The 18,773-nt window shown below is 74.8% G+C and carries 14 protein-coding genes and 1 pseudogene; all 15 read right to left on the bottom strand.

The features are described 5' to 3' along the window. Window positions 1-87: 87 nt before the first annotated feature. On the bottom strand, window positions 88-1,518 hold the full coding sequence (gene pyk, locus MHY85_RS10185; protein WP_154728913.1) for a pyruvate kinase: 1,431 nt from the start codon (window positions 1,516-1,518) through the stop codon (window positions 88-90). 87 nt (window positions 1,519-1,605) lie between these two features. Then, entirely contained in the window at window positions 1,606-3,084 is a 1,479-nt protein-coding gene (locus tag MHY85_RS10180) for a glutamate synthase subunit beta (protein ID WP_239195998.1), read from the bottom strand. A gap of 195 nt (window positions 3,085-3,279) precedes the next feature. Further along, window positions 3,280-4,761 carry a glutamate synthase subunit beta gene (locus tag MHY85_RS10175; RefSeq protein ID WP_239195996.1) on the bottom strand — a complete coding sequence of 494 codons (1,482 nt, stop codon included), beginning with the start codon at window positions 4,759-4,761 and terminating at the stop codon, window positions 3,280-3,282. After that, complete coding sequence (gene gltB / locus MHY85_RS10170) at window positions 4,754-9,322, bottom strand: glutamate synthase large subunit (RefSeq protein ID WP_239195994.1); 4,569 nt, start codon at window positions 9,320-9,322, stop codon at window positions 4,754-4,756. The genes MHY85_RS10175 and gltB overlap by 8 nt, the downstream gene beginning before the upstream one ends. A gap of 163 nt (window positions 9,323-9,485) precedes the next feature. Continuing rightward, a complete protein-coding gene (gene lgt, locus MHY85_RS10165) occupies window positions 9,486-10,358 on the bottom strand; it encodes a prolipoprotein diacylglyceryl transferase (protein WP_239196024.1) in 873 nt (290 codons plus the stop codon). A gap of 64 nt (window positions 10,359-10,422) precedes the next feature. Continuing rightward, window positions 10,423-11,244, bottom strand: coding sequence for a tryptophan synthase subunit alpha (trpA, locus tag MHY85_RS10160; protein ID WP_239195992.1), 822 nt, complete (start codon window positions 11,242-11,244; stop codon window positions 10,423-10,425). Continuing rightward, the gene (trpB, locus tag MHY85_RS10155; protein WP_239196022.1) at window positions 11,241-12,515 is read right to left on the bottom strand and encodes a tryptophan synthase subunit beta; all 1,275 of its coding nucleotides are present in this window, start codon (window positions 12,513-12,515) and stop codon (window positions 11,241-11,243) included. Before trpB ends, trpA begins: the two co-directional genes overlap by 4 nt. 74 nt (window positions 12,516-12,589) lie before the next feature. Then, the gene (trpC, locus tag MHY85_RS10150) at window positions 12,590-13,405 is read right to left on the bottom strand and encodes an indole-3-glycerol phosphate synthase TrpC (protein WP_239195990.1); all 816 of its coding nucleotides are present in this window, start codon (window positions 13,403-13,405) and stop codon (window positions 12,590-12,592) included. A gap of 281 nt (window positions 13,406-13,686) precedes the next feature. Then, window positions 13,687-14,244: a DUF4190 domain-containing protein gene (locus MHY85_RS21635; RefSeq protein WP_308191358.1), complete on the bottom strand. Its 558-nt coding sequence runs from the start codon at window positions 14,242-14,244 to the stop codon at window positions 13,687-13,689. Between the two features lie 212 nt (window positions 14,245-14,456). Continuing rightward, the gene (locus tag MHY85_RS10140; protein WP_239195987.1) at window positions 14,457-14,894 is read right to left on the bottom strand and encodes a DUF2752 domain-containing protein; all 438 of its coding nucleotides are present in this window, start codon (window positions 14,892-14,894) and stop codon (window positions 14,457-14,459) included. Between the two features lie 6 nt (window positions 14,895-14,900). Then, window positions 14,901-15,452, bottom strand: a complete 552-nt coding sequence (locus MHY85_RS10135) for a DUF4190 domain-containing protein (protein WP_239195985.1) — start codon at window positions 15,450-15,452, stop codon at window positions 14,901-14,903. Window positions 15,453-15,583: 131 nt separating this feature from the next. Beyond that, on the bottom strand, window positions 15,584-15,907 hold the full coding sequence (locus tag MHY85_RS10130; protein WP_239195983.1) for an HGxxPAAW family protein: 324 nt from the start codon (window positions 15,905-15,907) through the stop codon (window positions 15,584-15,586). 97 nt (window positions 15,908-16,004) lie between these two features. Next, on the bottom strand, window positions 16,005-16,670 hold the full coding sequence (locus MHY85_RS10125) for a Trp biosynthesis-associated membrane protein (RefSeq protein ID WP_239195980.1): 666 nt from the start codon (window positions 16,668-16,670) through the stop codon (window positions 16,005-16,007). Continuing rightward, on the bottom strand, window positions 16,667-18,241 hold the full coding sequence (locus MHY85_RS10120; protein WP_239195977.1) for an anthranilate synthase component I: 1,575 nt from the start codon (window positions 18,239-18,241) through the stop codon (window positions 16,667-16,669). Before MHY85_RS10120 ends, MHY85_RS10125 begins: the two co-directional genes overlap by 4 nt. Then, window positions 18,238-18,609 (bottom strand): annotated as a pseudogene (gene hisI, locus MHY85_RS10115) (phosphoribosyl-AMP cyclohydrolase); the annotation flags it as partial. The pseudogene hisI and the gene MHY85_RS10120, both read right to left, overlap by 4 nt. Window positions 18,610-18,773: the final 164 nt, after the last annotated feature.

Genomic DNA, 18,773 nt, shown 5'->3' with positions numbered 1-18,773 from the left:
GGCCCCTGGTCCCACGCCGGCGCGGCGCCGCACGCACGAGGGCCCCGCAGCGCGTGCGCTGCGGGGCCCTCGTGCGGTGCGGACGGGTCAGGCCACGCGGCCCGAGGCGTCGTCGCCGATCTTGTGCACGATGATCGAGTTGGTCGACCCGACGACGCCGACCGGCGTGCCGGCCACGACGACGACGTAGTCGCCCACCTCGGCGAGGCCCTGCGCGCGCAGGGTGTGCTCGACCTGCTGGACCATCGCGTCGGTGTGCTCGACCTGCGGCACCTCGTACGTCTGCGTGCCCCAGCTCAGCGACAGGGTGTTGCGGACCGAGGCCTGCGGGGTGAACGCCAGCAGCGGGATGGACGAGCGCAGGCGGGACATGCGGCGCGCGGAGTCGCCGGACTGCGTGAAGGTCACGAGGTACTTCACGCCGAGGGTCTCGCCGATCTCCGCCGCGGCGCGGGTGATCGCGCCACCGCGGGTGTGCGGGGTCGAGCCGAGCGGGGCGATGCGCTCCCGGCCGAGCTCCTCCGTCGCCTCGATGATCCGGGCCATGGTGCGGACCGTCTCGATCGGGTAGTCGCCGACCGAGGTCTCGCCGGACAGCATGACCGCGTCGGCGCCGTCGAGCACCGCGTTGGCGCAGTCGGACGTCTCGGCGCGCGTCGGGCGCGGGTTGGTGGTCATCGACTCGAGCACCTGGGTGGCGACGATGACCGGCTTGGCGTTGCGGCGGGCCAGCTCGACCGCGCGCTTCTGCACCAGCGGCACCTGCTCGAGCGGGAGCTCGACGCCGAGGTCGCCACGGGCGACCATGATGCCGTCGAACGCGTCGACGATCTCGGCCAGGGCCTCGACGGCCTGCGGCTTCTCGACCTTGGCGATGACCGGGACGACCCGGCCCTCCTCCTCCATGATCCGGCGCACGTCGTCGTAGTCGGCGGCGTTGCGGACGAAGGACAGGGCGATGATGTCGGCGCCGACGCGCAGCGCCCAGCGCAGGTCCTCCTCGTCCTTCTCGCTCATCGCGGGCACGGAGACGGCCACGCCGGGCAGGTTGATGCCCTTGTTGTTGGAGACCGGGCCGGCCACCTCGACGCGGGTGACGACGCGCGGGCCCTCGACGGCCGTGACGCGCACGAGGACGCGGCCGTCGTCGATCAGCAGCGGGTCGCCGACGCGGGCGTCGCCGGCCAGGCCCTTGTGGGTGGTGGAGACGAGCTCCTTGGTGCCCGGCACGTCCTCGGTGGTGATGGTGAAGGTGTCACCCTCGTTGAGGTAGTGCTTGCCCTCGACGAACCGGCCGAGGCGGATCTTCGGGCCCTGGAGGTCGACCAGGACGGCCACGGAACGGCCCGAGGCCTTCGCGGCGGCGCGCACGTTGTTGTACACGCGCTCGTGCACCTCGGTGTCGCCGTGGCTGCGGTTCAGCCGCGCCACGTCCATCCCGGCGTCGACAAGGGCCTGGATCTGCTCGGCGGACTCCGTGGCGGGGCCGATGGTGCAGACGATCTTCGCTCTACGCATGGGGGGAAGCCTAGGCCTTTCGTGACAGACGGTTCGGACCGAACGTCCTGGTGGGCCGGGCCTGCCGGGACGTGCGCGGTTGATGGTCTACGGACGCATCGCCACGGTGCTCGCGGTGACCGGAGCAGGCAGGGCGGTGCTGCCAGACAGGTCAGAGTCTACGGCCGCCGCGGCGGCCCGCCCCTCCGCCACGGCCCAGACGACGAGCGACTGCCCGCGTCCTGCGTCACCGGCCACGTAGACACCCGGGACCTCGGTCCCGAAGTTCTCGTGACGTTCCACCGTCCGTCGCCCGCCGATCACCAGCCCGAGCTGCGCGAGCAGCGGCGACGGCTCCGGGCCGGTGAACCCGAGGGCCAGCAGCACCAGCTGGGCGGGCAGCTCGCGGTCGGTCCCCGGCACCGGCTCCGGCCGGCCGTCCACCAGGCGGACGTCGCGCACCCGCAGCGCCCGCACCCGGCCGTCCGCGTCGCCCAGCACCTCCTCGGTGGTGACCGCGTACGCCCGCTCGCCGCCCTCCTCGTGCGCCGACGACACCCGCAGGAGCAGCGGCCAGGTCGGCCACGGGTCCGCCTCGCGGCGGGCGGCCGGCGGCTCGGGCATGATCTCCAGCTGCGTGACCGAGCGGGCTCCCTGGCGCAGCGCCGTCCCGAGGCAGTCCGCCCCGGTGTCCCCGCCGCCGATCACCACGACGTCCAGGCCGGTCGCGAGCGGCTGGTCCGGCAGCGGGCCGCCGCCGGCCACCGCCGCGCGGTTCGCCGGCACCAGGTAGTCCATCGCGGGGAGCACGCCGGCGAGCTCCCGACCCGGGACCGGCAGGTCGCGCGGCACGGTCGACCCGACGCAGACCAGGACCGCGTCGAACCGCGCCCGCAGCTCCTCCCCCGTGACGTCGGCGCCGACGTCCACGCCGCACCGGAACCGGGTGCCCTCGGCCGTCATCTGGGCGATCCGGCGGTCCAGGACCCGCTTCTCGAGCTTGTACTCCGGGATCCCGTACCGGAGCAGCCCGCCCGGGGCGTCGGCGCGCTCGTGCACCACGACGGTGTGCCCGGCCCGGGTCAGCTGCTGCGCGGCCGCGAGCCCGGCGGGCCCGGAGCCGACCACGGCGACCGCGTGCCCGGTCAGCCGCTGCGGCACCCGGGGCTCGACCAGCCCGCGGTCGAACGCCTCCTCGGCGACCGCGAGCTCGACCTCGCGGATCGTCACCGCCTCGTCGTGCAGACCGAGCACGCACGACGCCTCGCACAGCGCCGGGCACACCCGCCCGGTGATCTCCGGGAAGGAGTGGGTCGCGTGCAGCCGCTCGGCGGCGTCGGCCCACTGGCCGCGCCACGCGAGGTCGTTCCACTCGGGCGCCAGCGCCCCGAGCGGGCACGCGTGGTGGCAGAACGGCACGCCGCAGTCCATGCACCGGGACGCCTGCCGCCGCACCCGGGCCACGTCGTCGGGGTGCCCGGGCCGGTGCCCGTGCACCTCCCGCCAGTCCAGGAGCCGCACCGGCACGGGCCGGTTCGGCGGCGTCTCGCGCGCGCGGTGGGTGAGGAAGCCCCGGGGATCGGCCATGCCCGGTGACGCTAGGCGCCGCGCCGCGCGACCGGGTGGGCCCGACGTCCCGCACGCACCCCCGCACCCCGACCCGCACGCACACCCCCGGGCTCGACCACCCGCGCCCTCGGGGCGTGCGCGGGGCGCGACCGGACGCGCAGGAGCGGGCGCGCGCGGGTCGACCCCGCGCACGCCCGCTCCCGCGGACGGCGGTCAGGCGCGCAGCGCGACCGTCCCCGCCGTGACCGGCGCGGGCAGCTCCGTGCTGCCGCCCAGGTAGGTGTCCACGGCCGCCGCGGCCGCGCGGCCCTCGGCGATCGCCCACACGATGAGCGACTGCCCGCGACCGGCGTCCCCGGCCACGAACACCCCGGGGACGTTGGTCGCGAAGTCGTCGGACCGCGCGACGGTGCCGCGGGCGGTCAGCTCGACGCCGGCCTGCCCGACCAGGTCCTCGGTCTCCGGGCCGGTGAAGCCCATCGCGATGAGGACCAGGTCCGCCGGGATGTCCCGCTCCGTACCGGGGGTCGGCACGCGCCGGCCGTCCGCCTGGTACTCGGTGGTCGCGAGCCGCAGGTGCGTGACCCGCCCGTCCTCGTCGCCGAGGAACGCCACGGTCGACGCGAGGTAGTCGCGCCGGCCGCCCTCCTCGTGCGAGGACGACACCTCGAACAGCACCGGGTCGGTCGGCCACGGCGCGTTCGCGGGCCGCTCGGTCGGCGGCTGCTTGCCGATGGCCAGCGTGGTCACGGACGCGGCGCCCTGGCGCAGCGCGGTGCCGACGCAGTCCGAGCCGGTGTCGCCGCCGCCGATGACGACGACGTGCTTGCCCGCCGCGTCGATGGCGTCGGGGACGTCCTGGCCCGCGACCAGCTTGTTCGACCGGGACAGGTACTCCATCGCCGGGTGGATGCCGGCCAGCTCGCGGCCGGGCAGCGGCAGCTCGCGCGGCACGGTCGAGCCGGTGGCGACCACGACGGCGTCGTACCGGGCCCGCAGCTGCGCCCAGGTGATGTCCCGGCCGATCTCGACGTTCGCCCGGAACCGGGTGCCCTCGGCGGCCATCTGCTCGAGCCGGCGGTCGATGTGCCGCTTCTCGAGCTTGAAGTCCGGCACGCCGTACCGGAGCAGGCCGCCGATCGCGTCGTCCCGCTCGTAGACCGCGACGGTGTGCCCGGCGCGGGTGAGCTGCTGCGCGGCGGCGAGCCCGGCGGGGCCCGAGCCGACGACGGCCACGGTGTGCCCGGACAGGCGCTGCGGGACCTGCGGGTGCACCAGCCCGCGGTCGAAGGCCTCGTCGATGATCGAGACCTCGATGTTCTTGATCGTCACCGCGGGCTGGTTGATGCCCAGCACGCAGGCCGACTCGCACGGGGCCGGGCAGATCCGGCCCGTGAACTCCGGGAAGTTGTTCGTGGCGTGCAGGCGCTCGATCGCGTCGCCCCACTGGCCCCGCCACACCAGGTCGTTCCACTCGGGGATGAGGTTCCCCAGGGGGCAGCCGTTGTGGCAGAACGGGACGCCGCAGTCCATGCAGCGCCCGGCCTGCCGGTGCAGCAGGGTCGCCGACTGCGGGTCGTCCTGGGCGCTGCGGTGCTCGTGCACCTCGCGCCAGTCCATGAGCCGCAGCGGCACCGGCCGGTTGGCGGGCAGCTCGCGCTCCCGCACCTTCATGAAGCCGCGGGGGTCAGCCACGAGCCACCTCCAGGATGCCCTCCCACACGCCGGGCGTGCTCGGGTCGAGGCCGTCGGCCTCCGCCTTCGCGAGCGCCGCGCGGACGCGGGAGTACTCGGTCGGCCGCACCCGGGTGAACCGGGCGCGGGTCGCCGCGGGGTCGGCGAGGAGCTCGGCCGCGACGCGCGACCCGGTCTCCTCCGCCTGCCGCCGCAGCAGGTCGGTCACCAGCGCGGCGTCCTCGTCGTCGAGCGGGTCGAGACCCAGCTCGCCGGCCGCGACGGCCTGGACGTTGACGCGCTCGGGCTTGAGGTCGAGCACGTAGGCGGTGCCGCCGGACATGCCCGCCGCGAAGTTGCGGCCGGTGCGCCCGAGCACGAGCACGGTGCCGCCGGTCATGTACTCGCAGCCGTGGTCGCCCACGCCCTCGACGACCAGCGTGGCGCCGGAGTTCCGCACGCCGAACCGCTCGCCGACGACGCCGCGCAGGAACATCTCCCCCGACGTGGCGCCGTAGCCGATGACGTTGCCGGCGATGACGTTGTGCTCGCCGCTCAGCACCGCGTTGCGGTCGGGCCGCACGACGATCCGGCCGCCCGACAGGCCCTTGCCGACGTAGTCGTTGGCGTCGCCCTCGAGCCGCAGCGTGACGCCGCGCGGGACGAACGCGCCGAACGACTGCCCGGCGGACCCGGTGAGCACGACCTCGATCGTGCCGTCCGGCAGGCCCGCGCCGCCGTACCGGCGGGTGACCTCGTGGCCGAGCATCGTGCCGACGGTGCGGTTGACGTTGCGCACCGGCAGCTCGATCCGCACCGGACGCGCGTCCTCGAGGGCGTCCGCCGCCATCGCGATGAACTGGTTGTCCAGCGCGCGGTCCAGGCCGTGGTCCTGGTCGCGGACGTGGTGCAGGGCGGAGCCCTCGAGCGGCTCGGGCACGGCCAGCACGGGCGCGAGGTCGAGGCCCTGCGCCTTCCAGTGGTCGACCGCCTTGCGGGTGTCCAGCAGCTCGACGTGGCCGACGGCCTCCTCGATGCTGCGGAAGCCGAGCTCCGCGAGCAGCTCGCGGACCTCCTGGGCGATGAACTCGAAGAACGTCACCACGAACTCCGGCTTGCCGGTGAACCGGGACCGCAGCTCGGGGTTCTGCGTCGCGACGCCCACCGGGCAGGTGTCGAGGTGGCAGACGCGCATCATGATGCAGCCCGACACGACCAGGGGCGCGGTCGCGAAGCCGAACTCCTCCGCACCCAGCAGGGCGCCGATGACGACGTCGCGGCCGGTCTTGAGCTGGCCGTCGACCTGCACCACGACGCGGTCGCGCAGGTCGTTGAGCACGAGGGTCTGCTGGGTCTCGGCCAGGCCGATCTCCCAGGGCGTGCCCGCGTGCTTGAGCGACGTGAGCGGCGAGGCGCCGGTACCGCCGTCGTGGCCCGAGATGAGCACGACGTCGGAGTGCGCCTTGGCCACGCCCGCCGCCACGGTGCCCACGCCGAACTCGCTGACGAGCTTGGTGTGGATCCGCGCCCGCGGGTTCGCGTTCTTGGCGTCGTGGATCAGCTGCGCCAGGTCCTCGATCGAGTAGATGTCGTGGTGCGGCGGCGGCGAGATCAGGCCGACGCCCGGCGTCGAGTGCCGGGTCTTCGCGACCCACGGGTACACCTTCGGGCCGGGCAGCTGGCCGCCCTCGCCCGGCTTGGCGCCCTGGGCCAGCTTGATCTGGATGTCGTCCGCGAACGTCAGGTACTCGCTCGTGACGCCGAACCGGCCGGAGGCGATCTGCTTGATCGCCGAGCGGCGCTCGGGGTCGTGCAGCCGCTCCGGGTCCTCGCCGCCCTCGCCGGTGTTCGACTTGGCGCCGAGCCGGTTCATGGCGATCGCGAGCGTCTCGTGCGCCTCGGCGGAGATGGACCCGTAGGACATCGCGCCGGTGCTGAACCGCTTGACGATCTCGCTGACCGGCTCGACCTCGTCGACCGGCACGGGGGTCCGCTCGCCGGTCCTGAGCTCCAGCAGGCCGCGCAGGGTCATCAGGCGGGACGACTGCTCGTTCACCCGGTGCGTGTAGTCGCGGAACACGTCCATCTGGCGCGTGCGGGTGGAGTGCTGCAGCCGGAACACGGTCTCCGGGTCGAACAGGTGCTCCTCACCGTCGCGGCGCCACTGGTACTCGCCGCCGGTCGCGAGACGGCGGTGCGCCAGGCGGTTGCCGTTGGCCGGGTACGCGTCGTTGTGCCGCGCCGCGACCTCCGCCGCGATGACGTCCAGGCCGATGCCGCCGAGCCGGCTCGTGGTCCCGGTGAAGTACCGGTCCACGAGCGGCTGCGACAGGCCGATGGCCTCGAACACCTGGGCGCCGCGGTAGGACGCGATGGTCGAGATGCCCATCTTGGACATGACCTTGAGGACGCCCTTGCCGAGCGCCTTGATGAGGTTCTTGACGGCCTGCTCGGGGGTGACGCCGGGCAGGTAGCCGTTGGTGGCGAGGTCCTCGACGGTCTCCATCGCGAGGTACGGGTTGACCGCGGCCGCGCCGTAGCCGATCAGGAGCGCGACGTGGTGCACCTCGCGGACGTCGCCGGCCTCGACGACCAGCGACACCTGGGTGCGGGTGTGCCGGCGCAGCAGGTGGTGGTGCACGGCCGACAGCAGCAGCAGCGACGGGATCGGCGCGCGGTCCGCGTCGGAGTCGCGGTCGGACAGCACCAGGAAGCTCACACCGTCGGCGATCGCCTGGTCGCACTCGGCGAAGATCTCCTCCAGCCGCTGCTCGAGCGCCTCGCCGCCGCCGGCCGCGCGGTACAGGCCGCGGACGATCGTCGACCGGAAGACGCCCGCCATCGCGGGGTCCTTGTCGATCTTGACGATCTTGGCCAGGCCGTCGTTGTCGAGCACCGGGAACGGCAGCACGAGCTTGCGCGCGTGCAGCGGGGTGTCCTCCAGCAGGTTCGGCTCCGGGCCGATCGCGCCGCCGATGGACGTCACCAGCTCCTCGCGGATGGCGTCGAGCGGCGGGTTGGTCACCTGCGCGAACATCTGCGTGAAGTAGTCGAACAGCAGCCGCGGGCGCTGGGACAGCACGGCGACCGGGGTGTCCGAGCCCATCGCGCCCAGCGGCTCCGCGCCGGAGGCGCCCATGGGCGTCAGGAGGATCTTCAGCTCCTCCTCGGTGTACCCGAAGGTCCGCTGGCGGCGGCGCACGGAGGCCGAGGAGTGCGCGATGTGCTCGCGCTCCGGCAGCTGCTCCAGGTAGACCGAGTTCTCCCGGACCCACTCGGCGTACGGCCGCTGGGCGGCCAGCTGCGCCTTGATCTCGTCGTCCTCGACGATCCGGCCCTGGCCCGTGTCGACCAGGAACATCTTCCCGGGCTCGAGGCGGCCCTTGCGGACGATCGTGGCCGGGTCGAGGTCGAGCACGCCGGCCTCGGAGCCCATGACGACGAGGCCGTCCTCGGTCACCCAGAACCGGCCGGGGCGCAGGCCGTTGCGGTCCTGCACCGAGCCGATGAGGGTGCCGTCGGTGAACGTCATCGCCGCCGGGCCGTCCCACGGCTCCATCAGCGACGCGTGGTACTCGTAGAACGCCCGCCGGGCGGGGTCCATCTGCGCGTGGTTCTCCCACGCCTCCGGGATCATCATCATGATCGCGTGCGGCAGGGAGCGGCCGCCCAGGTGCAGCAGCTCCAGCACCTCGTCGAACGAGCCCGAGTCCGAGCCGCCCGGCGTGCACACCGGCAGCAGCGGGGCCAGGTCGCCGAGCAGGTCCGACCGCAGGGTCCCCTCGCGCGCCGCGACCCAGTTCCGGTTGCCGCGCACGGTGTTGATCTCGCCGTTGTGGGCGATCATCCGGAACGGCTGCGCCAGCGGCCAGGACGGGAAGGTGTTGGTGGAGAACCGCGAGTGCACCAGCGCGATCTCGGAGGCGTACCGCGGGTCCGACAGGTCCGCGAAGAACGGCTCCAGCTGCCCGGTGGTGAGCATGCCCTTGTAGGACAGCGTCCGGGCCGACAGCGAGGCGAAGTACACGCCCAGCTCCCGCTCGGCGCGCTTGCGCAGCCGGAACGCCCGGCGGTCCAGGTCGATGCCGGCGAGCTCGCGCGACGGGTCCGCCACGACGAGCTGGCGGAACACCGGCATGGACGAGCGCGCGGTCGGGCCGACCAGGTCGGCCGTCACCTGCACGTCGCGCCACGCGAGCACGTCGAGCTTCTCCTCGGCCGCGACGGCCTCGACCGCGCGCACCGCGACGGCACGCTCCTCGTCGTCCTGCGGCAGGAAGGCCATGCCGATCGCGTAGTGGCCGGCCGGCGGCAGCTCGGCGTCGACGACGTCCCGCAGGAACGCGTCCGGGATCTGCGTCAGGATGCCGGCGCCGTCGCCGCTGTTCTCCTCCGCACCGACCGCGCCGCGGTGGTCGAGGTTGAGCAGGGCGGTGAGACCGGCGTCGACGATGTCGCGGCCGGGGGTACCGCGCAGCGTCGCGACGAACGCGAAACCGCAGGCGTCGTGCTCGGCAGCAGGGTCGTACAGACCGTGCTGCTGCACGGGAGAAGCACCGGGACGCACAGGCGACGCGGGCATCAGCACCGTCCTCACGGACCCGGGGAGCGGGCCCAGGTAGAGCAATGGGGGGGAGGCTGGGACGTCATCGGCCCGGGCTACAAGTGTGGCGACGATACCTGCCGGAAACACAGGCGCTCACATCGCGAGAAAGTGAGGTGGGTCACACGGCTGTTCGCCGCGGTCAGCGGGCCGTGCCGTGCTCCGCCACCTCGTCGTCCTGCGTCTCGGTCTCGTGCAGGAGGGGCGTGGTCTCGCGTCCAGGATGACGACGTCCGACGACCACGAACGCTACCAGCGCCCCGAGGAGCACGATGATCGACGTCCAGACGTTGAGCCGGAACGGGCCGATCATCTCCGCGGGGTCGATCCGGACGAGCTCGATCCAGAGCCGGCCGGTCGTGTAGACGATCACGTACAGCCAGAACGCCCGGCCGTGGCCGAGGCGCAGCCGGCGGTCGAGGTAGACGATGAGCGCCGCGCCGGCCAGGTTCCACAGCAGCTCGTACAGGAACGTCGGGTGGAACAGCGTGCCCGACTCGTAGCCGGCCGGCAGGTGCGCGTCGTCGATCCGCAGGCCCCAGGGCAGGGTCGTCGGGCCGCCGAACAGCTCCTGGTTGAACCAGTTGCCCAGCCGGCCGATCGCCTGGGCGACCAGCAGGCCGGGGGCGAGGGCGTCCGCGAACACCGGGAACGACACCCCGGCGCGCCGGCAGCCGATGTACGCGCCGACCGCGCCGAGCGCCACGGCGCCCCAGATGCCCAGGCCGCCCTCCCAGATGTACAGCGCGCGCACGGGGTCGCCGCCCGCGCCGAAGTACGCGTCCGGGGACGAGACGACGTGGTAGAGCCGGCCGCCGACGATGCCGAACGGCACGGCCCAGAACGCGATGTCCAGCACCTGCTCCGGGTCGCCCCCGCGCTCCTTCCAGCGTCGCTGGGTCATGATGACCGCGACCACGATGCCCGCGAGGATCGCGAGGGCGTAGGCGCGCAGCGGCACGGGGCCGAGGTACCAGACGGCCTGCGGCGGGCTCGGGATCGCGGCGGGGATCATCACACGGGCACTGTATGCGACCGGGGCGCGGGCCCGGGACGGCGGTCCCGGGGGCGGACGGGGCTCAGCGGGCGGTGCGGACGCCCTCGGCCAGGCCCGCGGCGACGGCCGCGACCGCGTCCAGGCCGGCCTCGCGGGTCCCGGCGCCCGACAGGGCCCGGACGAACGCCGACCCGACGATGACGCCGTCGGCGTACCGGCCGATGTCCCGCGCCTGCTCCGGCTTCGACACGCCCAGCCCGACGCACACGTGCTCCGCGCCCGCGGCGCGGGTGTCGGCGACCAGCTGCTCGGCGCGGGCGCCGACCGTGGTCCGCTCCCCCGTCACGCCCATCGTCGACGCCGCGTACACGAACCCGCGGGACGCCGCGGCGGTCATCGCCAGGCGCTCCGGGGTCGACGACGGCGCGACCAGGAACACCCGGTCCAGGTCGTGCGCGTCGGAGGCGGACAGCCAGTCCTGCCCCTCGTCGGGGATCAGGTCGGGCGTGATGAGCCCGGCGCCGCCGGCCGCGGCCAGGTCGCGCGCGAACGCGTCCACGCCGTACCGCAGCACCGGGTTCCAGTACGTCATGACCAGCACGGGCGCACCGGTCGCGGCGATCCGCTCGACCGCGCCGAAGGCGTCCCGCACCCGGGTCCCGCCCGACAGCGCGACGTCGACCGCGTGCTGGATGACCGGGCCGTCCATCACCGGGTCGGAGTACGGCAGGCCGAGCTCGATCACGTCGACGCCGGCCTCGACCATCGTGACCGCCGCGCGGACCGAGCCCTCGACGTCCGGGAAGCCGAGCGGCAGGTAGCCGACCAGGGCGCCGCGGCCCTCCGCCTTGAGCCGGTCGAGCGTGGCGCCCGTCCGGGACGTGGTGGCCTGGGTCCCGCTCACAGCTGCTCCCCCTCGTCGGCCTGGACGACCGGCTTGTCCTCGATCAGGTCGAACCACGCCGCCGCGGTCGCCACGTCCTTGTCCCCGCGCCCGGAGAGGTTCACCAGGATCACCGGATCGCGGCCGTCGGGGGTGTCCCAGGTCGCGACCTCGCGGCCGAGCTGGATCGCGCCGGCCAGGGCGTGCGCCGACTCGATGGCCGGGATGATGCCCTCGGTCCGGCACAGGACCCGGAACGCCTCCATGGCCTCGGCGTCCGTCACCGGGCGGTACTCCGCGCGGCCGATGTCGTGCAGCCAGGCGTGCTCGGGGCCGACGCTCGGGTAGTCGAGGCCCGCGGAGACCGAGTGGCTGGGCAGCGTCTGGCCGTCGTCGTCCTGCAGGAGGTACGACTTCGTGCCCTGCAGCACGCCGGGCGAGCCGCCGCTGAACCGCGACGCGTGCCGGCCCGAGGAGATGCCCTCGCCGCCGGCCTCGAAGCCGAACAGCCGCACCGACGGGTCGTCGAGGAACGCGTTGAAGATGCCCATGGCGTTCGAGCCGCCGCCCACGCACGCCGCCACGGCGTCGGGCAGCCGGCCGATCTCCTCCGCGAGCTGGGCCTTCGCCTCCTCGCCGATGATCTTGTGGAAGTCGCGGACCATCTCGGGGAACGGGTGCGGGCCCGTCACCGTGCCGAGCAGGTAGTGCGTGGTGTCGACGTTCGCGACCCAGTCGCGCAGCGCCTCGTTGATCGCGTCCTTGAGCGTGCGGGAGCCGATGGTCACCGGGACGACCGTCGCGCCGAGCAGCCGCATCCGGGCGACGTTGAGCGCCTGGCGCTGCGTGTCCTCCTCGCCCATGTAGACGACGCACTCGAGGTCGAGCAGCGCCGCCGCGGTCGCGGTGGCCACGCCGTGCTGGCCCGCGCCGGTCTCGGCGATCACGCGGGTCTTGCCCATGCGCTTCACCAGCAGGGCCTGGCCGAGCACGTTGTTGATCTTGTGCGAGCCCGTGTGGTTGAGGTCCTCGCGCTTGAGGAACACCCGGACCCCGGGCGCGACGTGCTCCGCGAACCGCTTCACCTCGGTGAGCGGGCTGGGCCGGCCCGTGTAGGTGCGGTGCAGCCGCGCCAGCTCGGCCGCGAACGCCGGGTCGGCCGCGGCCTTGTGGAACTCGGTGTCGAGCTCGTCCAGGGCGGCGATCAGCGCCTCCGGGACGAACCGCCCGCCGAAGTCACCAAAGTACGGCCCGGCGTGCGTGGCCAGCGGCCCGCCCGGGCTGCTCGTCACCTGCGGACCCGTGCGTCCCGTCGTCACCGTGCTGCTCCTCGCTCGTTCCTGCGTGCTCGTGGTCCGCGCGCCGGCTACTGCCGCACCGCGCGCAGCGACGGGTGCGCGCCCGCCGCCACCAGGTCGGCGACCGACTGCCGGGGGGCGTCGTCCGTCACCAGCGCCTCGCCGACCAGCACGGCGTCCGCGCCGGCCCTGGCGTAGTCCATGACGTCGTGCGGCCCGCGCACGCCCGACTCCGCCACCTTCACGACGTCGGCCGGGATGGCCGGGGCGACCCGCGCGAACGTGCCGCGGTCCACCTCGAGGGTCTTGAGGTTCCGCGCGTTCACGCCGATGACCCGCGCGCCGGCGTCCACGGCGCGCACGACCTCCTCGGAGTCGTGCACCTCGACCAGGGCCGTCATGCCCAGGGAGTGCACGCGCTCGACGAGCGAGGTCAGCACCGTCTGCTCCAGCGCGGCGACGATCAGCAGGACCAGGTCGGCCCCGTGCGCCCGCGCCTCCCACACCTGGTAGGGCGTGACGACGAAGTCCTTGCGCAGCACCGGGATGTCGACGGCGGCCCGCACGCTGTCCAGGTCCGCCAGGCTCCCGTTGAACCTGCGCTGCTCGGTGAGCACCGAGATGACGGTCGCCCCGCCCTTCTCGTACTCCGCGGCCAGGGCCGCCGGGTCGGTGATCGTCGCGAGCGCGCCCTTCGACGGGCTGGACCGCTTGACCTCGGCGATCACGGTCACCGCGTCGTCGACGCGCAGCCGCTGCACGCAGTCCAGGGCACCCGGCACGCGCGCCGCGCGCTCCTTGAGCTCGGCGAGGGGCGTGGCCGCCTCGCGCACCGCGAGGTCCTCGCGCACGCCCGCCACGATGTCGTCCAGCACGGTGCCCATCGGCGTCTCTTCTCCCCCGAGAGTCGGCGGCGGCGCGCCTCAGGGCACGGGAGCCGGCGGGGCTCCTCGGCGGGACCGCCCCCGGCTGACCACCGTGACGCGGGTCTCGTCCGACCACCTCCGGCCATCGTACGGGCGGCGCGCACCACTCCCGACCACGGGGCCAGCGGGTGGGACGAGGCGACGTGCGGGGGCTGCCGGTGCCGAGATCGGCGGTTCTGCCCGAGATCGGTGGTCCCGACGACCGATCTCGGCGCGAAGCACCGATCTCGACGGCGCGGTCAGTAGCCGGAGTAGCCGTCGCTGAAGCCCTGGACCACGTCGGGGAGGCCGGTGAAGAAGCCGATCACGCTCCACGCGCAGGCGAGGGCGCCCAGGATGATCCCGGTCAGCGCGAGGCCGCCGTTGTTCGCCTCGCCGCGCTCGACGGCCTTGCGGGACAGCACGCCCGTGATGATCGCGGGAATGCCGGCGAACAGGCCGCAGCAGACGAAGCCCGCGATGCCCAGTGACAGCGCCCAGACGCCGAGGCCGTTCCTGGGGTAGCCGTACACGGGCACGTAGGGGGTGTTGCCGTACGGGGTCGCGGGGTACGAAGCACCCGGGTACGGGGAGCCGGGGTACGCCGACGACCCGGGGTCCTGGCCGTAGGGCTGCTGCGCGCCGTAGGGGTCCTGGCCGTACGGCTGCTGCGCGCCGTAGGGGTCCTGGCCGTAGGGCTGCTGCGCGCCGTACGGCTGCTGCCCCGGCTGCCCCCACGTCGGCTGGGGGCCGTCGCCGGTCCCGCCGGCGCCCGGCTGCTCGCGGTACGGGTCCGTGGGCTGGTCGGGCGTGGTCACGGGAGGCCTCCTGGTGGGTGGGTCGGCGCGCGGTACGCCGGTCGGCATCCTAGGGACGCCGAGCCGCCCGGCGCGCCGCCCACCTGCCGGTTCACCCGCCCGCCGAGGTCGCGAGGTCGTCACGGCCGCGCGAGCTCGTCACGTCCGCGCGAGGTCGTCACTCGTGTCCCACGACCTCGCCGGGATCGGCCGACCTCGCCGCGCGGGCCGCGTCAGGGCGCGAGGACGGCCGCCCACGCCGGGACGTTGCGGGCGACGCTGTAGAGCACGAGGACCGCGGCGACCGTGAGCGCCACCCACGCGGGCGGGGCGGCGGCGCGGCGGCCGGTGCGCAGGGCGCGGACGAGCCAGCGCAGCCACAGCCCGAGCAGCACCGGGACGAGCAGCACCCACAGGGGGTTCATCGCCCACGCCCCGGCGACGTCGCCGACGAGCAGGTCGTGCGTCGCCCGCAGGCCGCCGCAGCCGGCGCAGTACAGGCCGGTGAGCGCGTACAGCGGGCACACGCCCCACGAGCCGGGCTCGTGCGGGTCGACGAGGACGAGCCCGAGCGCGGCGACGGCCGCCCCGCCGACGACCAGCAGCGGCGCCCGGGCGGCGCGCAGCCGCGCGCGGGGCGCGTGGGTCTCGGGTGGGGCGGCCGTCGCCACGTGCCGTCAGTACGTCGAGTTGTTGACGGTGTCGAGGTACGCGGCGAACCCGCCGGTGGCGAGCAGGATGACGAAGATGATGATCCCGACGACGCCGAGGGCCGTCACCACCCAGGAGACGATGTACCCGGCGTTCGCCAGGGAGCCGTTGTTCGCCTCGCCGCGGGCGACGGCCTGCTTCGCCTTCGAGCCCACGATGATGCCCGGGATGCTGGTGAAGATGGAGCACACGAAGAACCCGACGATGCCGAGCACCAGGGACCAGACGGCCAGGTTGTTCTTCGGGTAGAAGCCGGCGCCGTAGCCCTGCGCGCCGCCGCCCGGGTACGCGGGCTGGCCGTACCCGCCCTGGCCGTAGCCGCCCTGGCCCTGGTCGCCGCCGGCGTAGGCGCCGTACTGCGGCACGCCGCCCGCCTGCCCGGACTGGCCCGGCTGCCCGTACGGCTCGCCCGCGGACGGGGTGCTGCCCGGGTACGGCGGGACGGAGCCCGACTGGTCCCCCGAGCCCTGCCCGTCCGGGGCGGAGTAGGGGTCCTGCGGCTGGTTCGGGGTCGACATGATCGGCTCCTCGTTCACTCGTGGTCCGGCGCGGCGTCCGCCCTGGTGGGCGGCCGTCCGACATCCCCACAGGTGTACCGGAGCGGGGCCGCGGCGTCCACCGCGATCACCCGTCTCCCGGGCGCCGGACCTCAGTGCCCGCCGGTGCGGCGGGCCTTCTCGATCGTGTGCCTGCCGCCCTGGCCGTAGCCGAGCACCTGGAGCACCTTGCCGACGACGACGCCGAGCAGGGCGACGGCCAGGCCGGCCCAGAACAGCCACATCAGCGCGAAGATCAGGCCGAGCGCGCCGGCGACGGAGCCGACCAGCACGACGATCGTCGTGGTCCAGGCGGCGGTGGTGTGCCCGTGGTTGGTCGGCGGGGCCTTCGGCGGCAGGCGCAGCGTCTCCGTCCCCGGGACCTGCTGGGCACGCCCGGTCACGACGCCGGAAGAACTGAGCGACTGCTCGACCATCGTGGAACACCTTTCATGACTGTGTGTCGCAAACCCTAGCGGACCGCCGGGGCCGGCTCAGGTCGGGCGCGCGGCCGCGCGAGCCCGGGCCGAGGGCTCAGGTGGGGTCGTCGCCCCGGCTCAGGGCGTCCCAGGTGCTGCGCTCGTCGGGCTCCGCGTCCCCGGCCGCCGGCCCGGCCGCGGCGCTCCCCCCGGCGGCACTCCCGGCCGCGGTCCCGCCCGCGGGCGACGGCGCGGCGCCGGCCGCCTCCGCGCCGGCGCGCTCGTGCCGGTCCGTGGGCGCGACCCAGCCGGCGGACGACCGCGCGAGGCCGGCGGCCGCCACCACCACGACCACGCCCAGCGCGACGGCGACCCCCGGCCACGCCGCGACCTGCACGGCGCCCGTGAGGTTCGACACGCCCGTGGCGTCCGCCGCGGCGCGTTCCGCCGTGGCCGTCGCACCCGAGCGCGCGCCGAGCGCCGACGCGGCGACCAGCGCCCCCGCGGCCGCCACCACCACGACGACCACCCACCGTCCGGCCCGGCCGACCAGTCCGAGCGCGCCGGCCGCGGCGAGCAGCACGAGGGCGGCAGCGACCAGGCCCGGCGCCGCCGTCGTGCCGCGGACGGCGACGGCCACGGCGTCCCCGAGCGCGTTGGCGCCGGTCGCGGTGATCCACACGGGCAGCGCGGTGAGCGCGACCAGGCCGGAGAGCAGCAGCAGAACGAGCACCCACCGGCCCCGGCGGCCGCGGGCGGGCGCGCCCGGCCCCCCGCTCACGACCGGCCGACCGACCGGAGCCGGGACGCCACCTGCACCGCGCGCACGGCGGCCGCGGCCTTGTCCCGGGACTCCTGGTACTCGGCGGCGGGCACGGAGTCGGCGACGATCCCGGCGCCAGCCTGCACGCTCGCGCGGCCGTCCCGGATCAGCGCCGTGCGGATCGCGATGGCCATGTCCATGTCGCCGGCCAGGTCGAAGTAGCCGACCGTGCCGCCGTAGATGCCGCGGCGCGCGGGCTCGATCTCGTCGATCAGGGCGATCGCCCGCGGCTTCGGCGCGCCGGACAGCGTGCCGGCCGGGAACGTCGCGGTGAACGCCCCGAGCGCGGTCGCCCCGGCGCGCAGCCGCCCGACGACCGTCGAGCAGATGTGCATGATGTGGCTGAACCGGCGCACCGCCATGAACTCGACGACCTCGACCGTCGCGGGCTCGCAGACCTTCACCAGGTCGTTGCGGCTGAGGTCGACCAGCATGAGGTGCTCGGCGCGCTCCTTGGGGTCGGCGAGCAGCTCGTCGTGCAGCGCGCGGTCCTCCTCGGGGGTGGCTCCGCGGGGCCGCGAGCCGGCGATCGGGAACGTCGTCACGTGCCCCTCGGTGACCTTGACCAGCGTCTCCGGGCTCGACCCGACGACGGCGAAGTCCCGGCCGTCGGCGTCCTGCAGCTGCAGGTAGTACATGTACGGGCTCGGGTTGATGGTCCGGAGCACCCGGTAGACGTCGAGCGGCGCCGCCGGGCAGTCCAGGTCGAGGCGCTGCGACAGCACCACCTGGAACACCTCGCCGTCGACGATCGCCTCCTGGCCGCGCGCGACCGCGGCCTCGTACTCGGCCGCCGTCGACCGGAACTCCAGCGCGGGGGCCGGCGCGTCGACCAGGTGCGCGGCGGCCGGCGCGGCGGGGCGCAGCAACGCCTGCTGCATCGCGTCGAGCCGGGCCACCGCGTCGGCGTGCGCCTCGTCCACCCGCGCGTCGGTGCCGTCGAAGTTGATCGCGTTCGCGACCAGCCACACCGAGCCGTCCCGGTGGTCGGTCACCGCGAGATCGCTGGCGAGCAGCAGCGTCATCTCCGGCACGCCGAGCTCGTCCGGCGCGGCGGCCGGCAGCGTCGGCTCCCAGTAGCGGACCACGTCCCAGCCGAGCGATCCGACCAGGCCGCCGGTCAGCGGGGGCAGCCCCGGCACGGCGGGCGTGCGCAGCACCTCGAGCGTCTCGCCGAGCACGGCGAGCGGGTCGCCCTCGGTCGGGACGCCGGCCGGGACGTCGCCGGTCCACACGGCCCGGCCGTCGCGCACGGTCAGCGTCGCCCGCGACCGCACGCCGACGAACGACCACCGGGACCAGGACCCGTCCTGCTCGGCGGACTCGAGGACGAACGTGCCCGGCCGGCCGCCCGCGAGCGTGCGGTAGAGGCCGACCGGGGTGGTGTCGTCGGCGAGCAGGCGCCGGACGACCGGGATCACCCGGCGGGTCGCGGCGAGCTCGCGGAACTGGTCGAGCGCGGGCCAGGTGGCACCCCAGGGCACGTCGTCGGGCGTCACGGCCGGCGTGGCGGCCGCCCCCGCGGTCACGCCGCGCCCTCCGGCCGCTCCGCCACCACCGCGCCCAGGTCGCCGCCCGCCTCGAAGCAGGTGCGCGTGCCGGTGTGGCAGGCGGCACCCACCTGGTCGACCCGCACGAGCAGCGCGTCGCCGTCGCAGTCGAGCGCCACGGACTTCACGTACTGCGCGTGCCCGGAGGTGTCGCCCTTGCGCCAGTACTCCTGCCGGGACCGGCTCCAGAACACGACCCGGCCGCCGGTCAGCGTGCGGTGCAGCGCCTCGTCGTCCATCCAGCCGAGCATGAGCACCTCGCCGGTGTCGTGCTGCTGCACCACGGCCGCGACCAGGCCGGACGCGTCGCGGCGCAGGCGCGCGGCGAGGTCCGGGTCGAGGGGGCTCGGGGTGCCCGCGGGGGCGGGCCGGCCGGCGAGCCGGGGGGGCGCGGCCCTCGCCCCGGGGCCCCCCGGCCGGACCCGGGCGGGGGGGGGGCCCCGGGCCCCCCCCCGGGGGGGCCCCCGGCACCCCGCCCCGACCCGCCGCGCGGCGGGCGCCCCGGCGGGGC

The organism is Cellulomonas sp. ACRRI, from assembly GCF_022346185.1.
Lineage (GTDB): Bacteria > Actinomycetota > Actinomycetes > Actinomycetales > Cellulomonadaceae > Cellulomonas.
The sequence above is the reverse complement of the archived record's forward strand: the minus strand, read 5'-3'. Positions and strand labels throughout refer to the sequence as shown.

Excerpts from the sequence above, each read along its gene's own strand:
- pyk (WP_154728913.1), bottom strand. The coding sequence starts at position 1,518 with ATGCGTAGAGCGAAGATCGTCTGCACCATCGGCCCCGCCACGGAGTCC.
- MHY85_RS10180 (WP_239195998.1), bottom strand. The coding sequence starts at position 3,084 with ATGGCCGATCCCCGGGGCTTCCTCACCCACCGCGCGCGCGAGACGCCG.
- gltB (WP_239195994.1), bottom strand. The coding sequence starts at position 9,322 with ATGCCCGCGTCGCCTGTGCGTCCCGGTGCTTCTCCCGTGCAGCAGCAC.
- lgt (WP_239196024.1), bottom strand. The coding sequence starts at position 10,358 with ATGATCCCCGCCGCGATCCCGAGCCCGCCGCAGGCCGTCTGGTACCTC.
- trpC (WP_239195990.1), bottom strand. The coding sequence starts at position 13,405 with ATGGGCACCGTGCTGGACGACATCGTGGCGGGCGTGCGCGAGGACCTC.
- MHY85_RS10135 (WP_239195985.1), bottom strand. The coding sequence starts at position 15,452 with ATGTCGACCCCGAACCAGCCGCAGGACCCCTACTCCGCCCCGGACGGG.
- MHY85_RS10130 (WP_239195983.1), bottom strand. The coding sequence starts at position 15,907 with ATGGTCGAGCAGTCGCTCAGTTCTTCCGGCGTCGTGACCGGGCGTGCC.